This is a genomic window from Pseudomonas mandelii (assembly GCF_024138395.1).
In the GTDB taxonomy this organism is placed as follows: domain Bacteria; phylum Pseudomonadota; class Gammaproteobacteria; order Pseudomonadales; family Pseudomonadaceae; genus Aquipseudomonas; species Aquipseudomonas mandelii_E.
Genome location: NZ_JAMYDU010000007.1, coordinates 1 through 21,123 on the forward strand (window position 1 = coordinate 1; position 21,123 = coordinate 21,123).

General features: G+C 59.8%; 20 protein-coding genes. 11 read left to right on the plus strand and 9 right to left on the minus strand.

Annotation, left to right across the window (positions count from 1 at the left end; translation table 11 throughout):
* Positions 1 to 112: 112 nt before the first annotated feature.
* Entirely contained in the window at positions 113 to 757 is a 645-nt protein-coding gene (locus NHU87_RS13280) for a TetR/AcrR family transcriptional regulator (RefSeq protein ID WP_253548968.1), read from the minus strand.
* A gap of 2 nt (positions 758 to 759) precedes the next feature.
* The gene (locus tag NHU87_RS13285) at positions 760 to 2,418 is read right to left on the minus strand and encodes a bifunctional 3-(3-hydroxy-phenyl)propionate/3-hydroxycinnamic acid hydroxylase MhpA (RefSeq protein WP_253548970.1); all 1,659 of its coding nucleotides are present in this window, start codon (positions 2,416 to 2,418) and stop codon (positions 760 to 762) included.
* A gap of 300 nt (positions 2,419 to 2,718) precedes the next feature.
* On the opposite strand from NHU87_RS13285, the gene NHU87_RS13290 reads away from it, so the two are divergent.
* The 8 genes from NHU87_RS13290 (at position 2,719) to NHU87_RS13325 (ending at position 14,847) form a co-directional block, all read left to right on the plus strand.
* Positions 2,719 to 5,616, plus strand: coding sequence for an AAA family ATPase (locus NHU87_RS13290; RefSeq protein ID WP_253548972.1), 2,898 nt, complete (start codon positions 2,719 to 2,721; stop codon positions 5,614 to 5,616).
* 244 nt (positions 5,617 to 5,860) lie between these two features.
* A complete protein-coding gene (locus NHU87_RS13295) occupies positions 5,861 to 6,076 on the plus strand; it encodes a hypothetical protein (protein ID WP_253548974.1) in 216 nt (71 codons plus the stop codon).
* Between the two features lie 117 nt (positions 6,077 to 6,193).
* On the plus strand, positions 6,194 to 7,708 hold the full coding sequence (locus NHU87_RS13300; RefSeq protein WP_253549534.1) for an efflux transporter outer membrane subunit: 1,515 nt from the start codon (positions 6,194 to 6,196) through the stop codon (positions 7,706 to 7,708).
* A 30-nt stretch (positions 7,709 to 7,738) separates the two neighbouring features.
* Positions 7,739 to 8,851: an efflux RND transporter periplasmic adaptor subunit gene (locus NHU87_RS13305; protein WP_253548976.1), complete on the plus strand. Its 1,113-nt coding sequence runs from the start codon at positions 7,739 to 7,741 to the stop codon at positions 8,849 to 8,851.
* Positions 8,848 to 11,943, plus strand: a complete 3,096-nt coding sequence (locus tag NHU87_RS13310; protein WP_253548978.1) for an efflux RND transporter permease subunit — start codon at positions 8,848 to 8,850, stop codon at positions 11,941 to 11,943. Before NHU87_RS13305 ends, NHU87_RS13310 begins: the two co-directional genes overlap by 4 nt.
* A gap of 298 nt (positions 11,944 to 12,241) precedes the next feature.
* Positions 12,242 to 13,033 carry an XRE family transcriptional regulator gene (locus NHU87_RS13315; RefSeq protein WP_253549537.1) on the plus strand — a complete coding sequence of 264 codons (792 nt, stop codon included), beginning with the start codon at positions 12,242 to 12,244 and terminating at the stop codon, positions 13,031 to 13,033.
* Between the two features lie 264 nt (positions 13,034 to 13,297).
* The gene (locus NHU87_RS13320) at positions 13,298 to 13,972 is read left to right on the plus strand and encodes a polysaccharide lyase family 7 protein (RefSeq protein ID WP_253548980.1); all 675 of its coding nucleotides are present in this window, start codon (positions 13,298 to 13,300) and stop codon (positions 13,970 to 13,972) included.
* A gap of 191 nt (positions 13,973 to 14,163) precedes the next feature.
* Positions 14,164 to 14,847: an SOS response-associated peptidase family protein gene (locus NHU87_RS13325; RefSeq protein WP_253548983.1), complete on the plus strand. Its 684-nt coding sequence runs from the start codon at positions 14,164 to 14,166 to the stop codon at positions 14,845 to 14,847.
* Between the two features lie 33 nt (positions 14,848 to 14,880).
* On the opposite strand, the gene NHU87_RS13330 is transcribed toward NHU87_RS13325, so the two are convergent.
* The 3 genes from NHU87_RS13330 to NHU87_RS13340 form a co-directional block, all read right to left on the minus strand.
* On the minus strand, positions 14,881 to 15,717 hold the full coding sequence (locus tag NHU87_RS13330; RefSeq protein WP_253548985.1) for a hypothetical protein: 837 nt from the start codon (positions 15,715 to 15,717) through the stop codon (positions 14,881 to 14,883).
* A gap of 368 nt (positions 15,718 to 16,085) precedes the next feature.
* Positions 16,086 to 16,340, minus strand: coding sequence for a hypothetical protein (locus tag NHU87_RS13335; protein WP_253548987.1), 255 nt, complete (start codon positions 16,338 to 16,340; stop codon positions 16,086 to 16,088).
* A 767-nt stretch (positions 16,341 to 17,107) separates the two neighbouring features.
* Positions 17,108 to 17,302 carry a hypothetical protein gene (locus tag NHU87_RS13340; RefSeq protein ID WP_253548989.1) on the minus strand — a complete coding sequence of 65 codons (195 nt, stop codon included), beginning with the start codon at positions 17,300 to 17,302 and terminating at the stop codon, positions 17,108 to 17,110.
* Positions 17,303 to 17,490: 188 nt separating this feature from the next.
* On the opposite strand from NHU87_RS13340, the gene NHU87_RS13345 reads away from it, so the two are divergent.
* Positions 17,491 to 17,685 (plus strand): hypothetical protein, encoded by a 195-nt coding sequence (locus NHU87_RS13345; protein ID WP_253548991.1) that lies wholly within the window; start codon positions 17,491 to 17,493, stop codon positions 17,683 to 17,685.
* A gap of 265 nt (positions 17,686 to 17,950) precedes the next feature.
* Here NHU87_RS13345 and NHU87_RS13350 read toward each other — a convergent pair whose 3' ends face one another.
* The 4 genes from NHU87_RS13350 to NHU87_RS13365 form a co-directional block, all read right to left on the minus strand.
* Positions 17,951 to 18,181 (minus strand): hypothetical protein, encoded by a 231-nt coding sequence (locus tag NHU87_RS13350; RefSeq protein WP_253548993.1) that lies wholly within the window; start codon positions 18,179 to 18,181, stop codon positions 17,951 to 17,953.
* Between the two features lie 136 nt (positions 18,182 to 18,317).
* Positions 18,318 to 18,653 carry a hypothetical protein gene (locus NHU87_RS13355; RefSeq protein WP_253548995.1) on the minus strand — a complete coding sequence of 112 codons (336 nt, stop codon included), beginning with the start codon at positions 18,651 to 18,653 and terminating at the stop codon, positions 18,318 to 18,320.
* 74 nt (positions 18,654 to 18,727) lie between these two features.
* A complete protein-coding gene (locus NHU87_RS13360; RefSeq protein ID WP_253548997.1) occupies positions 18,728 to 18,970 on the minus strand; it encodes a hypothetical protein in 243 nt (80 codons plus the stop codon).
* A gap of 102 nt (positions 18,971 to 19,072) precedes the next feature.
* The gene (locus NHU87_RS13365) at positions 19,073 to 20,299 is read right to left on the minus strand and encodes an RtcB family protein (RefSeq protein WP_253548999.1); all 1,227 of its coding nucleotides are present in this window, start codon (positions 20,297 to 20,299) and stop codon (positions 19,073 to 19,075) included.
* A gap of 91 nt (positions 20,300 to 20,390) precedes the next feature.
* On the opposite strand from NHU87_RS13365, the gene NHU87_RS13370 reads away from it, so the two are divergent.
* Both NHU87_RS13370 and osmE read left to right on the plus strand, forming a co-directional pair.
* On the plus strand, positions 20,391 to 20,630 hold the full coding sequence (locus tag NHU87_RS13370) for a hypothetical protein (protein WP_253549002.1): 240 nt from the start codon (positions 20,391 to 20,393) through the stop codon (positions 20,628 to 20,630).
* 11 nt (positions 20,631 to 20,641) lie between these two features.
* Positions 20,642 to 21,004, plus strand: a complete 363-nt coding sequence (gene osmE, locus NHU87_RS13375; protein WP_253549012.1) for an osmotically-inducible lipoprotein OsmE — start codon at positions 20,642 to 20,644, stop codon at positions 21,002 to 21,004.
* The last annotated feature ends 119 nt before the right edge of the window (positions 21,005 to 21,123 follow it).

A 21,123-nucleotide genomic window follows, 5' to 3' on the forward strand; every position in this document is an offset into this window, starting at 1 on the left:
GCGAAGGCGTCCTTAAGAGCGCCTTCGCCGGCAAGCCTGGCTCCTACGAAAAGCGGTTCATTCGCTTAACTGAGGGGCATTAGGGCTTAGCCGACCAAGGCTGACATCAGGACTAAGGTAGCGGCTTGTCGGCGATTCTTTTGGATTTGGCTGGTGTAACGCCCAAAGCCTTGAGAATCATCTCGGCGACTCGCTGGTCGTGCTCCGCCACCACACGCCCTTCGACAACCGAGCGCATGGCTCCGGTTGTGCACGATACGACCATGTCCAGGGCGATCCCTTCGTCCTCGTATGCGAAAGTGCCCGCGCGCAGACCTTCACGCAGGTCGCCCAGCACATGAGCAGCCAGGCGCGAGCGCATGGCCTGATCGGAATGAATGATGCGCAGCAGTGCGTTGGCCCATTGATGGTCGTACGCGGCCCGGCATACGAACATGCGCACACCAATCGAAAGCCGCTGTGCGCCGCAATGCACGTCCGAACTCAGGGCGGAAATGGCATCGGAGAACTCGCTCGCCATGGCGATGCCAACCGCCTCGAGTACTTCGTCGCGCGTGCGAAAATAGTTGTAGATGGTGCCGTTGGATACCGCGGCCTCCGAGGCGACATCGAGCAGTGCAATCTCCCCCACCTCCTTACGTGCGACAAGACGCAATGCCGCATCCACCAGGCCGCGACGGGTGCGTTCACGCTTCTTGTGCCCGCGAGTGAGAGGCTCTTGCTCAGTTGCTTCTGAAGGAAAAGTGGGGGAAGGCATCTTCACGCTCTTAATCGAGGGGGCTCGTTGATGGTAATGGAAACGCTATCGGTAGTGACATCGGCGCTACCCATCAGGATTCGGCAGTCTCGAACCAGACTGCCCGCATCGAAGCCGGGCGCGTGGTGCATGATGATACGGTCAGGGCGAATCGCGACCAGCGTGCCTTTGGCTGCCAGCGGCAGGATGTCATGGTTCAGGTCTTCGATGAAGTCGCAAACGCTGTCGGAGCGCTGACCGCAGGGTCCTATCTGCAAGAAATGACCTCCCATCCGTATCCAGGAAAAGACCTCGGCAGCGCTCAGCAGTGACAACGGGTCAACACCGAATCCCACCAGGGTAAGGTTGTGTCCAAGAGCATCGTCGCTCAGTTGGATCTGCTGTTGCGTGTTGCGGACCCAGGCCTGGGGAAACAGACTGCCACGAACCAGCTTGTCGCCACGACGATGCTGCACGAACAGCCCCTCTTTGAAGATGTTCTTCGGCTTGATGTCCAGTTGCTCGAAGTACCTTCTGGTAGCAGGCGTCAACGCCAGCGTGCGCATCAAGCCGTGGACGAAGAAAGCGGCGACCTTGTTTCTCGGCATCACCAGACGGCCCATGAGTTTTGCCAGATTGATCATCGCCTGAGCATGGGGCCGGCGCTCTACGTCATAGGTATCGAGTATTGAAGGCGCGGCTTGGCCGTGAAGGACCCAGGCCAGTTTCCAGGCAAGGTTGGCGCCATCTCGAAGTCCCGCCACAAGACCTTGTCCGACAAAGGGAGGGGTGATGTGGGCTGCATCCCCTACAAGAAAAGTTCGTCCCTTGCTGAACCTGTTGCAGCAACGCGCGTGGAATCGATACACCGCCTTGCGCTCGATTTCCAGCTCCTGCGGATTGACCCATGGCGCGATCAGCCGGGCGATGCTTTCCGGGCTTTCCAGCTCTTCCCGGGATTCGCCTGGGTGCAGCATGAACTCCCAACGCTCCCTTCCGCCGGGCGCGGGCATGTGCGGCGTTGGGCGACGTGGATCACAGAGAAACTCGACGTGATCAATGGCTGACTTATGCCGGTTTTTGGCATCGACAATCAGCCAATCCTCGGCATAGGTTTGTCCTTCGAATTCCTGGCCAATCAAGGCCCTGACCCTGGAGCTTGCACCATCCGCGCCGACCAGATATCGGGCGCGAATGAAATGCACATGGCCGTCCTGGTCCCGCACGGTGGCGACGACACAATCCGATTCCTCGACCAGATTCTCGAGTTCGAAGCCACCCAGGCTGGTCACCGACTTCAGCCCGGAAACCTGTTTACGCATCGCGTGTTCGAGGTCGGGTTGATAGAACGTCACCAGTTTGGGATGGCCGTCGATGCACCCCGCGGTATTGGCCCGACTGAATTGCCCGAGGACCGGGGAGTGCATCTTCACTTCAGGGATAACGATCTTCTCGAAAGCGTCTTCCGACAATCCGGCGAGTTGCAGAATGCGAAGCGCCTCGTTGTCCAGAGCAATGGCGCGGGGCATGAGTACGACCTCATGGGTCTTGTCCAATACCAGCGTCTTTACCCCTTGGCGGCCGAGCAGCGCCGCAATTGTCGCCCCTACCGGACCGTTACCGACGACCAGCACATCGACGGCGGTGGGAGGCAGTTCGGTACCTTTCTTGTTGTTGTTCATCTCGAGCCCTTGTTGTGATTGAAGTCGTGAGATGCGCAGATCTCATCGTCAGGCAAGGTGAAGGTATGTAAAATTGAGAGATATTTCAATATTGAAATTTTCGTCATTACCATTTCTGGATTATTACCACCCCCAGGGACTTGCGCAATCGCAATGCCTCATTGAATGGCTCAGCGATGGACAGCGGGCGCGCCTGCATCAATTTCCGACCGGCGAGGCTTGGCTTATGAGCCGATCAGCGTTGTTATTGGAGTAATGGCCCAGTGCTAGAAACTATGTTTTTGTCTTCAGGAATCCAACGTGGCGCGTCCGCAGCCTCATCCGAACCCCGTCCAGCTCTGCTTCGTCGAGTTCGAACTCGACGAAGCCAACGCCTGCTTGTCACGTAACGGGGAAGCCGTGGCGTTGGCGCCAACACCCTTCACCCTGCTGTGCGTACTTGCACGCCAGCCGGGATCGCTGGTGACCAAGGATGCTTTGCTCGATGCCGTGTGGGGGCATCGGTTCGTCAGCGATTCAGTGCTGAAGACGGCCATCAGTGACCTTCGCAAAGTGCTGGGCGACGACCCCAGGCAGCCCCGCTTCATCGAGACTGTGTCGCGGCGCGGCTATCGCTTTATCGCCACGCCCTCCCCTGCCCCTTCGATGCCGCCTGAACCCGCGACGGTGCCGACGGCCGGCGCGCATCCATCACCGCCGTTCATTGGTCGCATCGACAAGCTCTCAAGGCTGCATCGGGCATGGAAGCGAGCTGACGGCGGGCAACGTGCAGTGGTCTGGCTTGCCGGAGAACCGGGGATTGGCAAAACCACATTGATCGAGCATTTCCTCGCCAACCTTGGCGACATTGCCTGCGCACGCGGCCATTGCGTGGAGCACTACGGCACCGGCGAGCCGTACCTGCCGGTGCTGGAGGCGTTGGCCGATCTGTGCCGCAGCGACACCGCCCTGCCATCGCTGCTGCGCGCCGTGGCGCCGACCTGGCTGCTGCAACTACCGTGGCTGAGCACCGCGCAAGAGCGCGACACATTGCGGCGCGAGCTTGCCGGCATCGGTCCGGATCGCATGCTGCGGGAAATGGGTGAACTGCTGGACCGCTACACGGAGCAGCGGCCGCTGTTGCTGGTGACCGAAGACTTGCACTGGAGCGATCGGGCGACGATCCAGCTCATCGACTATGTGGCGCGGCGACGTGGCCGCGCGCGACTTATGTGGCTGTCGAGCTTCCGCGTCGCCGAGGTGGTGGCGCTCGATCATCCGCTCAATTCGTTGCGCCACGAACTGCGCCTGCAACGTCTGTGCGAGGAAGTGGTGCTCGATCCGTTTTCGGAAACCGAGGTCGCTGACTATGTCGCCCTGCGTTCGGCCTCGCTGGCGCGCGATGAAGCCTTCGTGCGTGCCCTGCACGAGCGCACCGACGGTGTGCCGCTGTTCGTATCGTCAGTCATCAGTGAAGTGATGGACCCAACGGACGACGACGCCACCATCGAGGCCCGACTGGCCGGAATGGCGGTTCCCGAGAACCTCGCGGCCATCATCGATCACTACATCACCAAGCTCGGGTCGGAGCAGCGTGCGCTGCTCTCGGCGGCAGCGGTATGTGGAGTCGAATTCCGGGTCGAGACGGTTTCGCAGGTCCTCGAGCGCGATCTCGATTCTGTGGCCGACGCCTGCGAGGAACTGGTGCGCGAGCACGTATGGCTCACGCAGCCGCGGGCCGCCGAACTTGAAGAGACGGTGGAGCTTCCCTACTCGTTCCGCCATGCCCTCTTCCGCCAGGTACTGTACGACCGCATACCGCGATCATTGCGCACCCACCTCCATCGCCAAGTTGGCGCCGCGCTCGAACGCGAGCGCATGGCCGGCGTGCCGGTTGCGGCCTCGGCGCTGGCGACGCACTTCGACCGGGCTCGGCAGCCAATGACCGCGCTACGCTACTACGCCGAAGCCGCGGAAGCCGCGCTGCTGCACTTCAGCCCGGCCTTGTGCATCGGTCTCACTGAGCGCGCGCTGGTTCTGCTTCGACAGGCACCAGAAGGGATAGAGCGCGATACGCTCGAAATGACCTTGACCACGCTGCAGGGCGTGTCGGCTTTCCATACGCTCGGTGTCGGCAGCGAAGCCAGGAACGCGTTCGAACGCGCGTACACGCTGCTAACGAATGTACCCGAGCATCCGATGCGCAGTCGCCTGCTGCACGGATTTGGCTATCTGCTCGGTCTGCGCGGCGACTATTCGCTGGCGCTGGCGGTAGCGGAACGCGCCGAAGCGCTCTCGTGCGAGGCGAATGATCCAACGCTTATGCTGGTGGCGTGCATCGTACAAGGCGAGATACATCATCTTCAGGGACGCACGCAGGCGACCCGCCGTTGGCTGGAGCGCGCCCTCGCGATCGCCGAGCCGCTGGACCTCGGGGCGAATGAGATCTTTGCGGCCGATCCTCAGGTCACGCTGCACGGCATGCTGGCCATAGAGCTCGTGCGTTCTGGCCTGGTTGAGCAAGGCCGAGCGCATATGCAACTGGCGCGGACCCGCGCTCAAATGCTTCGCCAGCCTATGACCTGGCTGGTCGCCACCTGGCAGGAGGTGTTGATCGAGGTGCGGATGGGCAACCCTGTGCGTGTGGCAGCGCTGGCTGACGACATGCAGGCATTGGTCGATGAGTATTCGCTCGCACTGGGGCGCACGGCTTGCCGCTGGTGGCGTGGCTGGGCCGACGCGCGCAACGGTGCACCGCGCGACGGCTACCGCAGCATCCGCGAGGCTTACGACGAACATACCGCACTCGGCATGCGCTCCGGTGCCAGCGAGGTGCTCGGCTACGCCGCCGAGGCGCTGTTGCTGGCGGGCGATTGCGACGCGGCGCGAGTCGAGCTACAGGAAGCACTACGGGTCGGGGAGGAACTGGGCGAACGCGTGTACCTGCCGCAACTGTTGTTGCTGGAGGCAGCGATCGCGCGGATGCAGGGTCGGCCCGACGCCAGCAGCACGGCAGTGCGGAATGCGATTGAGGAGGCGCGCACCCAGGCAGCACCGTGGCTGGAGCTGCAGGCGTTAGTCGAACTGTGTGGGCACCACGACGCCACGGCCGAGGATCGCCAGGCGCTGGCGGTGCTGCTTGACCAGTTGCCCGAAACGGATGGAACCGAGCTGGTGAGACGAGCGCGCTCGCTGCTTCAGTTGGCAAAGTCTGATTGACGAGTTAAGGGCACAGACCTGTGGGAGAGGGCTTGCTCGCGAAAGCGGTGGGTAAGGCAACATCAATGTTGACTGTGCCGCCGCCTTCGCGAGCAAGCCCGCTCCCACATGGATTGCGCTTAACTGACTGGCATTAATTTCTGAGGGAGCTCCACGGTCCCGACCGAAATCTGACCTTTCGCTTACGACTCGCCCAAGGGGACGGCCTACGCTGTCGTCGAACTTTCTTGCCCCCTGGTCTGTGATGAGTCTGAACCCTGAATCCAAGTACCCCAATCGTCGCTCGTACGTCCTGAAGCTGCGTAGCGATGCCACGCCCGGGGCCCTCGTGGGCCGTCTCGAAAATCTGGTCACCGGGCGTCAGCGCGAGTTTTCGTCCGCCGAAGAGTTGCTGGAGTCGATAGCCTCGGACCTCGCTTCCGCGGCCGATGAGCACGCGGCAGATGCCGACGGCGAGTGACCACTCCAACCTGAATGAGCGTTCGATATGGCGACCCAATGGCGACGTTTCGCTGACGACTTCGCGCGCACCGAGCCCTACGCTGATGCCATCTCGAATCCACACGAGTCCAATGCAATGCCGCGACTTCCAGTTTCCTCTCCACTCCCCCTTCACACCGGTCGGATGACTTTGCAACGGGCCCAGCGCCCGGCCAGGTTTGCTGTTGCGGCCGCCCTTGCCACTTCGATTGCCCTCGCCCTGGCCGGTTGCTCCACACCGGTTGTCAAGCCGTCGGTCGAGCTGCCGAGCAACTTCGCCGCGAGCACGGCCTCCGAAATGGAACCCGAGGCGGCGTGGTGGGAGGTCTACCACGACCCAGTGCTGACGGATCTGGTGCGCCGAGCAGCGCGCGAGAACCGCGACGTCAAGATTGCGGCCGAGCGCCTGCGCGCCGCGCGTGCCGGCGAAACGGTCAGCCGTTCCTGGCTGCTCCCGAGCGTCGGCGCATCCGCCTCCGGCAGCGATCGCAGCAGCGGCTACAACTCGGCCACGAAACAGGGTTATCCGGATACCAAGACCACCAGTGTGGGCCTGGACGTCTCATGGGAGCTCGACCTGAGCGGCCGCCTGCGCGCCGGTGCAGCGGCGGCCGACGCCGATGCGCTGGCCGCGGAGCACAGCATGCGCGGCGTACGCCTGCTGGTGATGAGCGACGTCGTCAGCAATTACTTCACACTGGTCGGCGCGCAGCGCCAGGTCGCGACGCTGCGTGCCATCTCCGCGATGCAGGACGAGACGCTGCGTCTGGTCAGCGCGCGCCAGCAGGTAGGGTTGGCATCCGCCTTCGACGTCGAGCGCGCACAGACCGACGCCTTGTCGGCGCGGGCGCAGATTCCGCCGCTGGAAACGCTGGCGGCTGTGTCGCGCCATCGTATCGCCGTGCTGATCGCCGACCAGTCCTTCAATACCGCAAACATCCAGCCCGCGAATGGCGACGCGCAGGTGCCCGAGGCCAAGCCGGGCCAGCCGGCCGAGCTGTTGCAGCGTCGACCTGACGTGCTGGCGCTGATGGCGCAGCTCGACGCAGCCAATGCGCGTCGCCAGCAGGCCAAGGCCGAGTGGTTCCCGCGGCTCTTCCTCGGCGCGTCCTTCGGCCAACAGGGCCTGAGCCTGAACGGTGCCGATCTCGGCGCTGCGCGCTTCACCAACGTGGCTGGACTGCTGGCGATGCCGATCTTCAACGCCGGGCGCACGCAAGCGATCAACGAGTCCGCTGAAAGTGCTCAACAAGAGGCGGTGCTGCGCGCCGAAGACGGCATCGTACGAGCACTCGAGGATGTGGAGAACGCCCTCGTCACGCTGGCGCAGGAACGCCGCCGCTCCGGGTCGCTGCAATTGGCCGCCGCGTCCGCGGAGGCTGCGCAGAACCGCGCCCAGTCGCTCTATAACCGCGGGCAGATCGACCTGTTGCCGCTGCTGGATTCGCAGCGGGCGCGCCTGGCAGCACGCCTGAATGCCAACGAAAGCAACACCCAGCTGCTGCTCGATAGCGTGAAGCTCTACAAGGCACTGGGCGGTGGCTGGCAGGTGTTCGAACAACCCGCTACCCCCACCGCTGCCACCCAAGCCGACCGGCCACCACTTTCTTAAGAAACTGCCGTTTTTCAAAGAGGAACCGTCTTGAAAACCTCCCTTACTGCGGCCGGCGCCTTGGCCGTAGCCATCATGCTGTCCGCGTGTAGCCCCGACCAACCCACCGTGCAGACACCACGACCGGTGCGCACCGTTGAAATCAGCTACGACAATGCCCGCGACATCAGTCGCTACGTGGGCACCGTACAATCGCGACATGAAGTCGACCAGGCCTTCCGCGTGGGCGGCAAGGTAGCCCAGCGCAAGGTCGATGTGGGCCAGTTTGTGCGCGAAGGCGACATCCTGGCTGTGCTGGATGACAGCGACTACCGCCTCGCTGAGGACGCGTCGCTACAACAGTGGACGGTTGCCGTCGAGCAGACGCGCCAGGCCGACTCGGACCGCCAGCGCTTAACCGCCCTGAAGGTTGACGGCTCGGTCAGTGCGGCCGAAGACGAGCGCGCGCATACAAATGCCCAGACCGCGCATGCGACCGCCAAGGCCGAGGCGCGAAAGCTCGAGCTTGCGCGCAACCGGCTCAAGTACACAGTGCTGCGCGCCTCGCGCAGCGGCGTCGTCACGGCGGTGCGCTTTGAGGCCGGGCAGGTCGTGCCGGAGGGCCAACCGGTTGTCTCGATCGCGAATCCGGATGAATCCGAGATCGTCATCGATGTGCCCGAGGATCAGCTGTCCGCCTTCAAGGAGGCGCGTTTCAAGGCTTCGCTGGCCAGTGCGCCGAACGAGATCTTCGATGTCACGCTGCGCGAGCTGTCGCCGCAGGCTGCGGCGCAGACCCGCACCTATCGCGCACGACTCAAGCCGCTGAAGGCGCTGCCATTGGGCGCCACCGCCACGGTAACGGCCGAACGAGTGATGACCAGTGTCTCGGTGGCGACGGTGCCAGCCACGGCACTGACGCAAAGCGGCGGCCAGCCGGCGCTGTGGGTGGTCACACCCGCGGGCAAGGATCCGGTAGGCGTCGTCGAACTGGTGCAGGTGGCGGTGTTGGGCTACCGCAACGACCAGGTGCTCGTCTCCGGGCCGCAGGCCGGCGTATTGGTCGTCACCGCCGGAGTGCAGAAGATGGCATCCGGACTGAAGGTCGCGCTTCCCGGCGCAGCAATAGTTGACGCGAACACCACGCAGCAGGTCGCCCGATGAACAACTTCAACCTCACCGACTGGGCGCTGCGTCATCGCGCCATCGTCCTGTTCATGCTCCTCATTGTCGCGGTGGCCGGCGCCTTCAGCTTCACCAGGCTCGGTCAGCTCGAGGATCCGAACTTTTCCGTGCCCTCCATGACCGCCATGGTCATCTGGCCAGGCGCCACCGCCCAGCAGATGCAGGACCAGGTCCTCAACCGCATGGAGAAGAAATTCGAGCAGATCGACAACTTCGAGAAAGTGGTCACCTACGCGCGGCAAGGCTACGCCGGCATGACGCTCACCGTGCGCGGAGGCACCTCTAAGGCTGACCAGCGCGAAGCCTGGTACCAGGCGCGCAAGAAACTCAACGACCTGAGCCTGGAAATGCCTGACGGCGTGATCGGCCCGATTCTGAACGACGAGTACGGCGACGTGTATGGCCTGATGTACGCCGTCAAGGGCGACGGCATCGACCACGCCGAACTGTCGGACGCGGCCGAGGACATCAAGCGCCAGATGCTGAAGGTGCCGATGGTCAAGAAGATCGATCTCATCGGCAAGCAGGCCAAGCGTGTCTACGTCGAGTTCTCGCACGAACGCCTGGCAGCGCTGGGCATCACACCGCTGGCCATCGCCGACAGCCTCAAGAGCCAGAACGCCATGCTGCCCGCGGGCCAGATCGATACCCACGGCGACCGCGTCATGGTACGCGTGAGTGGCCAGTTCGCCAGCGAAGACGCCATCCGCAACGTGCCCATCGCAGCAGGCGGCCGGCTGATCAAGCTCGGCGACATTGCGACCGTTACCCGTGGCTTCGAGGATCCGCCAACCTACACGGTGCGCCACAACGGCCAGCCAGTGCTGATGCTCGGCATCACGATGACCAGTGACGGCAACATCGTGGACCTTGGCAAGGCGATGGACACGGCAGTCGCCAAGATCCAGTCGGAGCTTCCACATGGCGTGGAGCTTGAGCTCGTGGCCGACCAGCCCACCACGGTGAAGGATGCAATCCTGGACTTCGGGCGCGCGTTGGCCGAGGCGCTGATCATCGTGATCGCGGTGAGCCTCGCCAGCCTGGGCTGGCGCGCCGGCCTCGTGGTCGCGACCACGGTGCCACTGGTGCTGGGCGGCGTGGCGCTGGTGATGCTGGCGATGGGCTGGAACCTGGAGCGTATCTCGCTCGGCTCGCTGATTATCGCGTTGGGATTGCTGGTGGATGACGCCATCATCGCCATCGAGATGATGGTGGCGAAGATGGAAACCGGCATGGATCGCGTGAAGGCGGCCGCCTTCTCCTATCAGTCCACCGCCATGCCGCGCCTGACCGGTGCGCTGATCACCGTGGTGGGCTTCCTGCCGATCGGCCTCTCGCAATCCACCACCGGCGAGTACGCGGGTGGCATTTTCTGGATCGTCGGCGCCGCGGTGCTGTTCTCGTGGATCTGTTCCGGCATCTTCACGCCGTACCTGGCGGTCAAGATGCTGCCCAACGATTTGGGCAAGCACCCGCACGGTGATCTGTACGATACGAAGTTCTACCGCACCCTGCGCCGCCTGATCGACGCCGCCATCGAGCGCCGCTGGGTGGTCATCGGCGCGACGGTTGGCGCTCTGGTGCTTGCTCTGGCCTGTATCAAGCTGGTGCCGCAGCAATTCTTCCCCAACAGTTCGCGCCCTGAATTGGTCATTGATTTGCGAGTGAAGGAAGGCTCCTCGTTCGCCGCGACGACCGAGCAGGTCAAGCACATGGAGGAGATCCTGGCGAAGGACGAGGACGTGCGTTTCTATACCGCCTACACCGGCGCCGGTGCACCGCGCTTCTATCTTTCGCTCAACCCCGAACTGCCGAATCCGGGATTCGCTCAGTTCGTTGTGATGACCAAGGATCTGGATGCACGCGAGCGGGTACGTGAGCGGCTGGTGAACTCGGCCGACCAACAATTCCCGCAGACGTGGGTGCGCGTGACCCGGCTCGAGTTGGGGCCGCCGGTCGGCTACCCGGTGCAGTTTCGCGTCGTAGGCCCCGATACCCAGGTGGTGCGCCAAATTGCCCGCGACGTGGAGAAAGTGGTGGCATCCAACCCGAAAGTGCGCGACCTCCAGCTCGACTGGAACGACCCGGTGCGCACGCTGAAAGTAGAGCTTGATCAGGATAAGGCGAGCGCGCTTGGACTCACGCCGGCCGACGTATCGCTGGCGACCCAGACCGTGATGAACGGCGCAACCCTGTCGCAATTGCGTGAGCGCGAGGACCTGATCGACATTGTGGCCCGTGCCGTGCCTGAGGAGCGCTTGAGCCTCGACACACTCAAAGACATCAATCTCTACACGCGCCAGGGGACGGTGGTGCCACTGTCGCAAGTCGCACAAGTGCGCACTGAGCTGGAAGAGCCGGTGCTGTGGCGCCGCAACCGCGACATGGCGATCACGGTGCGTGCCGACGTGAAGGATGGCGAGCAAGGTGTATCGGTAACGCAGGAGATTCAGCCATTGCTTAAGGATATCGAAGCGAAGCTGCCGTCGGGCTACCGCATCGACGTGGGCGGCGCGGTGGAGGAAAGTGACAAAGCCAACAAGGCACTGCTGGCGGTGGCCCCGATGATGATGATCACCATCCTGCTGTTGCTCATGCTGCAACTGCAAAACTTCTCCCGCATGTGGATGGTAGTGCTGACCGCACCGCTGGGTCTGATCGGTGTGGTGCCGGCACTGCTGGTGTTCCAGTCACCGTTGGGCTTCGTTGCGATCCTGGGCATTATCGCGCTGGGTGGCATGATCATGCGCAACGCAGTGATCCTGATCGATCAAGTGCAGATCGAGATCACCGAAGGGCGCGACCCGTGGAATGCTGTGCTGGATGCCGCCATTCACCGAGCTCGTCCGGTGATGCTGACGGCGCTGGCCACCGTGCTGGCAATGATCCCGCTGACACGCAGTGTGTTCTGGGGGCCGATGGCAATTGCAATCATGGGCGGCCTTACCGTGGCGACGCTACTGACGATCTTCTTCGTCCCGGCGTTATACGCCGCATGGTTCAAGGTGGGTCGCCAGACGGCTGCGGACAGCCCGCAGGTACGGGAGGATGCCGCGCTCGCTTCTGAGTGAATGAGTGCAATGACACTGTATTTGCGACCTCACCGCTATTAGAAAAAGTCGCGCCTGAAAACAACCGGGATCAGCCGCGAAGTTCTGCGACATAAACGCCGCTCAGTGAGCGGCGTTTTGGCGTTTTCTTGAACCGAAATGCAGACAGTCTGCTTGCGCTAGCCGCGCAAGTTTGCCATTGGACTTCAAAGATGAGCGTCGCGATCTGCCCCGTATAGCAGCAAAGTTGCTTAATCCGTCGAAAACTACTAGCAGCGCTGCTTGCAGCAATATCAGTTCTGCTAATACTCTTGTCGCCATGAAAACACGCCGCCCCCTTACCCCTGAAGAAGTCGCCGAAAGCACCAGGCTCAAGGCTATTTACGACCAGCGAAAGTCTGCTGCCAAAGCGGCTGGATCAAATCTCACTCAAGCGAATGTGGCTGAGGCTTGCGGATGGTCTGGCCAAAGCGCCTTCAGTCAGTACGCGACCGGCAAGGTGCCACTGAACGTCGAGGCACTTCTGAAACTGGCAAAAGCCTTGCGCTTTGATGCCAGTGAAGTGAGCCCACGCCTGATGTCGACCGTTGCCAGTGTCCAGCCTTCCGAGCGCATCCAGCCAAGCGTATTGATGTCGGATATCCAGACGTGGGATGACGACACGCCCCTGGATGACGATGAGGTCTACGTTCCTTTCTTGCGCGAAGTGGAACTGGCAGCCGGATCAGGCCGTTTCGTGATTGAGGAAAGTGACAGCGCCCGCCTTCGCTTTTTCAAGAAAGACCTTCGCCATAACGGCGTTCAGTTCAGCAACGCCAAGTGCGTGGTGGTCAGCGGCAACAGCATGTTGCCAGTGCTTCGTGATGGCGCAACCGTCGGCATCAACGTCGGCAAGAGCTCACTGGGCGATATCGTTGACGGCGATATGTACGCCATCAACCACAGCGGTCAGCTACGGGTGAAACAGGTTTATCGCCTGCCGACGGGCATCCGCCTGCGCAGCTTCAACCGCGACGAGCATCCGGATGAGGACTACACCTTTGCCGAGATCCAGGAGCAGCAGATCGTGATCCTCGGCCATGTGTTCTGGTGGGGGATGTTTGCCCGCTGATTGAGTCAAACCGAAGACCGGTTTTTTACCAATGAAGCCCGCCTGCGCGGGCTTTCTTATGCCCGTCGAAAATATTATTAGCAGCGCTGTTTACTTCTAATAGCAGCACTGCTACTTTTATTTGCAAGCCAAGACAACACCGGCCCGGCAGCGAAAGCATCACTTCTGCCCATTCATCGAGTGGGCAGTGGGATGTAGGCCTACATCAAAGTGCAAGGCTCAACGGAGCAAAAGGTGACATCCAATGAACTGAGGTAAATGACCATGACTGTAGACATCAGCAACTACACAATCGCTACACCGCTTCCTATCTCCGAGACCAATCCCATCGCACTTGAGCTCATCGGCTGGCGGGCATTGCTCGAATGTCCGCAAGTTGTTTCGATGCTTCCAGATGGCTCGCTGCAAATGACGGCGCCGACGCTCGGCGCTTCGAGCAAAAGCACGCACCGGACTCGCTGCGAGTGGAAAGAACCGGGTTATTGGCTGTTCGCCAGTGCTGCCGACCACTGGAACCGACAAGAAATGCGGCTGATGAAAGTCAACTCGCTGCAGAAGGTCGTGATCGGCCAGATTCATGTAAAAGGTTCAGAGCGACCACCGGTAAAAGTATTTTGGAACAAAGGCCGAATCACCATGGGGTTCCGCTCGAGTTATCTTCAAGAAGACCCGGTGAACTCCACGGTTCTTGAAAACGTGCCGCTTGGAGCACTTTTCAAAATCAACATTCACGCCAATTCGAATGGCGCGGTCTCCGTTTCGGCGAGCTGTAACGGCGTCAAATCGACCTCCGCAATCATGCGCCTCGACAACACCTGGGACACGAAAACGCTGGCCTTCCACGGCGGCGTGTACAACCAGATCGATTACTCCGACACCACCGACCCCGAAGACGGTTCGGTCTGCATCATCAGCGACCTTTCCATCACCCACGCTTGATATCGCGCTTGTACGGCCAGAGCAAATCGGACCTGCAGGAGCCAGGCGTGCCGGCGAAGGCGTCCTTAAGTGCGCCTTCGCCGGCCTCAGAATGGTGAGTGTTCCAGACCGTGTTGCATGCTGGTTAGACCGCCTGATAGATCGCCCTGAAACCATTGTCTAAGCTTAAGCTTCAGCATGAGGGCTCAGCCATGTGCGGACGACTTTCGCAATATCGAGGTGTTCACGAGTTTGTGGCGGCGCTGAGCATGCCCAACGCGTTGGTCAACAATGCTGGCGATCAGCCGCTCGAGCTCTACAACGCCGCGCCGTCGACTCAGCTCCTCCTCTTCCACGAAGAAAGCGGCGTGCTGCATGCCGACAGGGTTCGTTGGGGCTGGCGACCGCAGTGGGCCAAGGGTGACGCGACACCGATCAACGCCAGGGTTGAGAAAGTTGCCCACGACCCGTTCTTCAAGGAGATATGGCCGCACCGGGTAATTATTGCTATCGACAACTGGTTTGAATGGGTTTACGAGGGCGGCCCGAAGAAACAGCCTTACCTGATCCGTCGCAAGGATCGCGAGCCGATCCTGTGCGCCGCCATTGGTCAGTATCCACGGTACGAAAAGGAGCCGGACGAGCACGACGGCTTCGTGATCATCACCGCGGACAGTCAGGGCGGCATGGTGGATATTCACGACCGGCGGCCGGTGACGCTCAATCCCGAACGGGCCCGGGAATGGCTTGATCCGGCCACGCCAAAAGAACGCGCCGAACAGCTAGTGCGACTCGAGGGTGAGCCTGTTGAGGCGTTCGAATGGTTCAAGGTCGACCAGGCTATCGGCAATGTACACAATCAAGGTTCGCACCTGATCCTGCCGATCAGTGATTAACTTTCCCGACGCAGGCGTGGCACGTCGCCTCCCCTACCAGCGGCTTTTCAAAACCCCTTTGAGGAAAATATCCCGGCGTTCCAGCCGACCGATGTTGTGGTGCTTGCAGATCTGATAGACCCGGTAAAAAAGTTGCCGATTGACCTGCGGGTAATCCGCCAGTGCTCGTTCGACCAGTGCGTCGTAGTTTGATTCGGTGATGTACCGATAGATCTCATGGAAGTAGAAATGGCCCATCTGGAAGCCCAGGGTTTCGCTGAAAAAGGTTGTGGGGATGGAGAAACTGTTCTCCAGATCGACCGCCAGCGCTACGCCCTGCCCCTCTTTAGGCAGCATAATATTTGCGGCCCACAGGTCCATGTGCGCAATGCCCTTGGCGTTCAGCGATGAGAGCAGCTCAAAAGTGGTTTCGATGAATTGCTCAACCGCCTGCGGGTTAGCCCTGATCCAGGACAAGCCGTCGACATGATTACTCAACCACTGGGTGATGAGAAAGAAGTGGTCCAGCAGCCCCAGGCTGGAGCGGCTATAACCGAAACCCACCAAGCCGGCCACTCTGGCACCGCGCCCATGCGCTTCGATGGTATTGATGAGTTCTTCAATAGCCCAGTCGTACATCCCGTTACTCTTGGGATTACCCAGTTCGATACGCAGTTTTTTCTTCAGCGAATCGAGCTGCTCAGTCTTGGCGAACATCGAGCTCTGTGGGTAATCAAGGGGAGCGCTGACCCGTTTTGTTACGTGCCGCTGCTCGATCAATCGCTCAATGGCAAGTCGAGCCTGGACCGGCAATTGCGTCTTGAAATGCAGAGTGGCACGACGGTGTTTCAGTGTATGGGGAAACTCCTGGGCCCAATCTTTTTGCCGCATCACCACGATTTCCTCTGATCTAAAAAGACCTTTTTATAAATGTAACAAATTCACATACATTTCACATTTCTCCTACATGTTTTTCATCTTTATGGCTTAACGGACAAGCCGGCTGAGACTCCTCCACCCTCATGACGAGTGGGGATCAAACATTCTGAACCCTGTTTTGCGCGGCGTAGCGCAGGCTCATTAACCGGTGCTCGTCAGGATTAAAGTCCATAAATCTGACTCGCGCTCGCCTGGCTTGATCTGGAACTATTCCGTCCGGAATGCGGTTTCAGGGGTCAGGCGAGTTTTTCTGTAAGCAACTGTTGATGCATGGGGCAAGGCGCGCTTTTCATTGGATCCCATGCACGTTCTGCGACAGCTCAGTCCGGCTCGACGAGCAGGTCTTTGTCCTCCGCGCCAAGCGCCGGATCCTGATCTTCCAATTTGTCGGTTTCACGCTTCTTTTTCAGTCGGGCTCGAGCACGCTCGATGTCATAAGTCTTTCCATCTGCCAAGGCATCCAGGGTTGTTGAAATTCGATAGAAACCACCACACGGCTCGCAATAAATACGCAAGCCGCCCCCGAACGAAAGATCTTCCAGCGCATTGGTGTTTCCACACAGCGGACAGTTCATAGCCACCTCCTGACTATTCAGCTACAGCCGCCTTCAGCCCGCCATAAACGCTGACAACCAGGATCGGTGTGGGTGACGAATAGCGGGGACATGTTGATATCGACATGGGCTATCCGTGGAGGTTGCTTGTTTTTTTCGTATCGCTGACCGGCGCTGGATGCGCTCTTTATGAAATATTGCTTTTGACCGCTCGACGACGCTGAGCCCCCGTAGGAGCTGCCGAAGGCTGCGATCTTTTGATCTTCAGCGGCTCCTGAAAGATCAAAAGATCGCAGCCTTCGACAGCTCCTACGGGGACAGTGTCAGCCGGATGGAATCTAATCCGATGTCAACGACTGCCTGGAGCGAACCGGCGCGATCACCGACCGCTCATCAGTGTCGCGATGCAATAAGGAAACGTTGTAATCGTAGGTAGATATCAACGGTACCGGATCGTCATTACGCGACATCTCAAGCCATCGTCTTGTGCGTTCGATGTCAAAGTACTCGTTCCTGAATTTCATTTTCGCCACAAGGTTCGCAGAGACCCTGTAGCGTCCACATCCGGCCGAGCAAGCGACCTCTGACCAGTCTTCAGCGGCATGACCCGTTTTGGCAGCAGCCTGACAAATTAAGCACTTCATGTTCGATCTCCGTATCCATGAATTACCAACTGTAGACGATCCCCAGCGCAAAACCCGATCATCCCGTCGCACCGACTGCAACGACCGCCTGGCCAGAATCGATCGTCGGAAAGTGAAGAGCCCAGCACAATGGCTGGGCTCCGGCTATCTTCTATTTTCGAGCATTTTGTCGGCGAGCGCTTTGGCCCTTTGGACCAGCAAATTCTGCCTGTCTTCGTGAGTGGCTTCTCCTACCACCGGTGCCGTCAGATTGCTTTCGGCAATCAACGCAGCACAGAAGTATTGATCCCAAACAGCGCTTTGCTCCGACTCCTGTCTGTTCATTTGGTCGGCGATCATATGCGGCTCCTTTTGATGAGGTAGCTCTTTCAGTTTACGCCCGAATCGTGGACAACCCCCGACGCGAAGGATGATCGGCACCTCATTGCAATGCGTTCACTGGCGACAAGTCGTTTCCTCAACTAGGATTTTTAGCGCACAGGACTTCGCCCACTGTGTTGTCGGGCGACTCATCAAAGGAGAGATAGATGACATCTACTCGTATTTCCGAGCAAACCTATCGTGGATGGTCCAACCCCATCTTGCTCGAGCTCAAGGAGAGAGAACATCAGCTAAGCCCTTCGGCACGCCAGGCTCTGCAAAATGTCCTGGTAGAGAGAAGGCTTCTTGACACTGGTAACCCAAACGGCAGCGATCGGCGCAAGTCTGATCCGGCCAGGTAAGGGCACCCATAGCGTTAGTCCCCATCCATCCGCTCATCATCTCGCTGCTGGCGCTCCGCCGGCAGCGTGTTCGTAAAGCCACCACCAAACTCCAGACAAAAAAAAGCCCAGGCAGCTGATGGACGCCTGGGCTTTAAAAATGCATAAACCGTGGTGGTGAACGCGGGGCAATATTAACCAATCGCGTGACTTGTAACAAGATATTCTGACTCACTGTCCGGTTACTAAATCTCCTAACCCTTTAAATATCCACACTATTTTTAAGTCATCTGCTGACTGTTCCGCTCCCAACACCATCGCTTGCAGCGGAAAAAGCCCCCCGTGCATCGCGCACCAGCTCACGCCATTCGGCGTTGTTGATGAGCCCGGCCCCTTCTATTTCATCCGCCGCCTTCAGCAGTTTGTCATAGTGTTCTTCACAATCCATCCCGGCCTCCGGTTCTCTCAAGAGCCGGTACCAGGCATCAAGGGCTGCCTTTTTTCGATCATCATTCATAGCCAAACTCCCATGGACTGTCAGCTCTTGGAAGTTGATTCAGGAATGACCGTTCCCCAGTTCCGACATATGGTTCCGACATATGGTTCCGACATATGGCTTCGACGTGTGGCTCCGAATACGGCGGCTGCGGGCGTTACAAACAATCCCGGACTGCCTCGCGCAGCGCCCCTGACTTGGCCCACGGTGGCCCTTGGTAAAGCGATACCCGGCTGCCATCCTTCGATTTCACGATGTCCAGAATTTCGTCAGCCGTGATGATGCTCGGTGCGGTGATGCGGTAGCCGTTGGAAATCGCCGATTGCGTCGATCCAGGAATATCCCGACGCCATAATGGCAGTACACACGCGGCATATTCCTTGGGCGCCTTCTCGCTGTACTTGCTGACATTGGGTTCGCCGGGCACCACGGACGCGGGTAATGAACAGCCCGCCAACACAGCCACCGTTATTCCCGCCATCAACCTGCGCATGACACTTCCCCATTCTGAAAAACGGGAAATGTAGCCTGTCCTTGCGCAGACATCCAGCGGACTACCGACGATCTCTATAACGGGGCTTCGTCCTGCCCCGACCCGGCCCCCGAGTCGGGATCAGGGTCTGGATACGATCTCGCATTCAAGTACGCCAACCACCGCTCATACGCTTCATGCTGCCATTTAGTGATCCGCTCCCATTCCGGACCGCTCAGCTGATGCGCAGAGATCAGCTTCATCATCTCCGTGGTAGCCGCATCCAGATCAACGATCAGCTCATGCGCATGGTGCCGAAAATCATCGGTAGTCGTCATTTTGAAGATGGCCTCGCCCCAGCGAATAAATCACTACCTCAATACGACAGCAGAGCTGTTCACTCCGTTAATGTTCCCGACCAATGGATGCACCTCTCATCGCTATCCCTTCACACAGACCACCTGTCGCAAAGTGTGCAGCACTTCCACCAGATCACGCTGGGCGTACATGACTTTGTCGATGTCCTTGTAAGCCATCGGAATCTCATCGATGACCGCCGCATCCTTGCGGCACTCCACATGAGCGGTCGCGCGAATCTGGTCCGCGACAGTGAAGGTATTTTTGGCTTTGGTGCGGCTCATGGTCCGACCGGCACCGTGGCTGCAGGAACAGAACGATTGCTCGTTGCCGAGACCTCGAACGATGAAACTTTTGGCACCCATGGAGCCGGGAATAATCCCCAGTTCGCCCTTCTGGGCCGATACCGCGCCCTTGCGGGTGACCAGGATGTCTTCCCCGAAGTGCCGCTCTTTCTGCACGTAATTGTGGTGACAGTTCACAGCCTCCAGCGCGACCTCGAAGGGTTTGCGGATCACTTGCCGCGCTGCCTGAATCACCGCCTGCATCATCAATGCCCGGTTCTGCCGAGCGAAGTCCTGAGCCCAGCCCACCGCTTCGACGTAATCATCGAAATGCCGGCTACCTTCCTTGAAATAAGCCAGATCACGGTCCGGCAGATTGGCGATGTGCTCGCGCATGTCCGCCTGGGCCAATTGAATGAACAGGGTCCCGATGGCATTGCCAACGCCACGAGAACCGCTGTGCAGCATGAACCAGACGCGATCGGCCTCGTCCAGGCAGACCTCGATGAAGTGATTACCGGTACCGAGGGTGCCCAGGTGCTGACGGTTGTTGGTGCTGGCCAGTTTAAGGTATTTGTCGGTGATCGCCTTGAACCGCGAGCTCAGCGCCGCCCAGGCTTGATCGGCCTGGTGTGGAACGTGGTTCCAGGCACCTTCGTCGCGTCGGCCTCGACTTAATGTGCGGCCATGGGGCACGGCCTTTTCGATGGCGCTGCGCAGGCCGTGCAGGTTGTCTGGCAAGTCGTCGGCGGTCAGTGAAGTGCGCGCGGCAATCATGCCGCAGCCGATGTCCACTCCCACGGCCGCCGGAATGATCGCGCCCACGGTGGGGATCACACTGCCGATGGTGGACCCTTTGCCCAGATGCACATCCGGCATGACCGCTAGGTGTCTGAAGATGAACGGCATCTTCGCGATATTGATCAATTGCTGCCGGGCTTCGCTTTCAACCGGCACACCCTCGGTCCAGAGTTTGATCGGCTTGCCGTTGGCGACTTCCAGCAGTTGGTAGACAGGCTGTTGCATGATTTCGACTCTCTTGCGATCAGACGAACATAACGCTCCATGCAGGTAAATGGGACTACTATTTCGTAGCGGGGAATTGCAGGAGGTCATCATGTGGCTTAACGAATATGAACAGCAACTTCGGCGCGACCTGCAAGGTGTAGCTTCGGACCTGAGGTGGTCGGCGGTAGAACTTTTGCGCATCGCAGAGCAGTTGCGCCTGGCTGGCAATGATGTGGACGCAGAGGCAACGCTAAGACTGTGCGCCTTGTTCCAGGGCGATGAAGAACGATTGGCGGGCTATGCCGAGGAAGTGAAGGCAAAAGCCATCAGTCGAACGAAAGCTCACTAGAGAACGCTGTCATGAACAAGCCTCTATGCGCGCTGATCGCCGTGCTGGCGGCGTCAGGTGGCTGCAGCACGGAATCATACGTTTATCGCGACCAACCGCTGGTCGCCAAGGTCGAGACCGGCATGAGCAAGGAACAGGTCCAGCAGATTGGCGGCCAGCCTTTATCGATAACACAGCGCACGGTGGAACCTGGTACCTGCTTTGACTACAAGCTGACCCAGGCCGGCCATCAGCAGCCTTACAACGTCAGTTTCGACCGCCAGGGCAAGGTCGATCACAAAAGCTTCATGACCTGCGCACAATGGAGTCGTGCCCAACAAAAAGCCAGAGAGTATTCCCCCTCCACGGGCGGGATGGGCGGAGGCGGGTATTGATCCCATGTAGCAGCTATCGAGCCTGCGCGGCTGCGAGGCTGCGTTCGGCTGCGAAGCAGTCGTGAACCTGCATACAAGGTCTGACTGAAACACTGCGCCGCCTGAACTCACGATCGCTT

Excerpts from the sequence above, each read along its gene's own strand:
- NHU87_RS13315 (WP_253549537.1), top strand. The coding sequence starts at position 12,242 with ATGAAAACACGCCGCCCCCTTACCCCTGAAGAAGTCGCCGAAAGCACC.
- NHU87_RS13345 (WP_253548991.1), top strand. The coding sequence starts at position 17,491 with ATGACATCTACTCGTATTTCCGAGCAAACCTATCGTGGATGGTCCAAC.
- NHU87_RS13280 (WP_253548968.1), bottom strand. The coding sequence starts at position 757 with ATGCCTTCCCCCACTTTTCCTTCAGAAGCAACTGAGCAAGAGCCTCTC.
- NHU87_RS13335 (WP_253548987.1), bottom strand. The coding sequence starts at position 16,340 with ATGAACTGTCCGCTGTGTGGAAACACCAATGCGCTGGAAGATCTTTCG.
- NHU87_RS13350 (WP_253548993.1), bottom strand. The coding sequence starts at position 18,181 with ATGAATGATGATCGAAAAAAGGCAGCCCTTGATGCCTGGTACCGGCTC.
- NHU87_RS13295 (WP_253548974.1), top strand. The coding sequence starts at position 5,861 with ATGAGTCTGAACCCTGAATCCAAGTACCCCAATCGTCGCTCGTACGTC.
- NHU87_RS13365 (WP_253548999.1), bottom strand. The coding sequence starts at position 20,299 with ATGCAACAGCCTGTCTACCAACTGCTGGAAGTCGCCAACGGCAAGCCG.
- NHU87_RS13370 (WP_253549002.1), top strand. The coding sequence starts at position 20,391 with ATGTGGCTTAACGAATATGAACAGCAACTTCGGCGCGACCTGCAAGGT.
- NHU87_RS13320 (WP_253548980.1), top strand. The coding sequence starts at position 13,298 with ATGACTGTAGACATCAGCAACTACACAATCGCTACACCGCTTCCTATC.
- NHU87_RS13285 (WP_253548970.1), bottom strand. The coding sequence starts at position 2,418 with ATGAACAACAACAAGAAAGGTACCGAACTGCCTCCCACCGCCGTCGAT.
- NHU87_RS13310 (WP_253548978.1), top strand. The coding sequence starts at position 8,848 with ATGAACAACTTCAACCTCACCGACTGGGCGCTGCGTCATCGCGCCATC.
- NHU87_RS13300 (WP_253549534.1), top strand. The coding sequence starts at position 6,194 with ATGCCGCGACTTCCAGTTTCCTCTCCACTCCCCCTTCACACCGGTCGG.
- NHU87_RS13340 (WP_253548989.1), bottom strand. The coding sequence starts at position 17,302 with ATGATCGCCGACCAAATGAACAGACAGGAGTCGGAGCAAAGCGCTGTT.
- NHU87_RS13355 (WP_253548995.1), bottom strand. The coding sequence starts at position 18,653 with ATGCGCAGGTTGATGGCGGGAATAACGGTGGCTGTGTTGGCGGGCTGT.
- osmE (WP_253549012.1), top strand. The coding sequence starts at position 20,642 with ATGAACAAGCCTCTATGCGCGCTGATCGCCGTGCTGGCGGCGTCAGGT.
- NHU87_RS13330 (WP_253548985.1), bottom strand. The coding sequence starts at position 15,717 with ATGCGGCAAAAAGATTGGGCCCAGGAGTTTCCCCATACACTGAAACAC.
- NHU87_RS13325 (WP_253548983.1), top strand. The coding sequence starts at position 14,164 with ATGTGCGGACGACTTTCGCAATATCGAGGTGTTCACGAGTTTGTGGCG.
- NHU87_RS13360 (WP_253548997.1), bottom strand. The coding sequence starts at position 18,970 with ATGACGACTACCGATGATTTTCGGCACCATGCGCATGAGCTGATCGTT.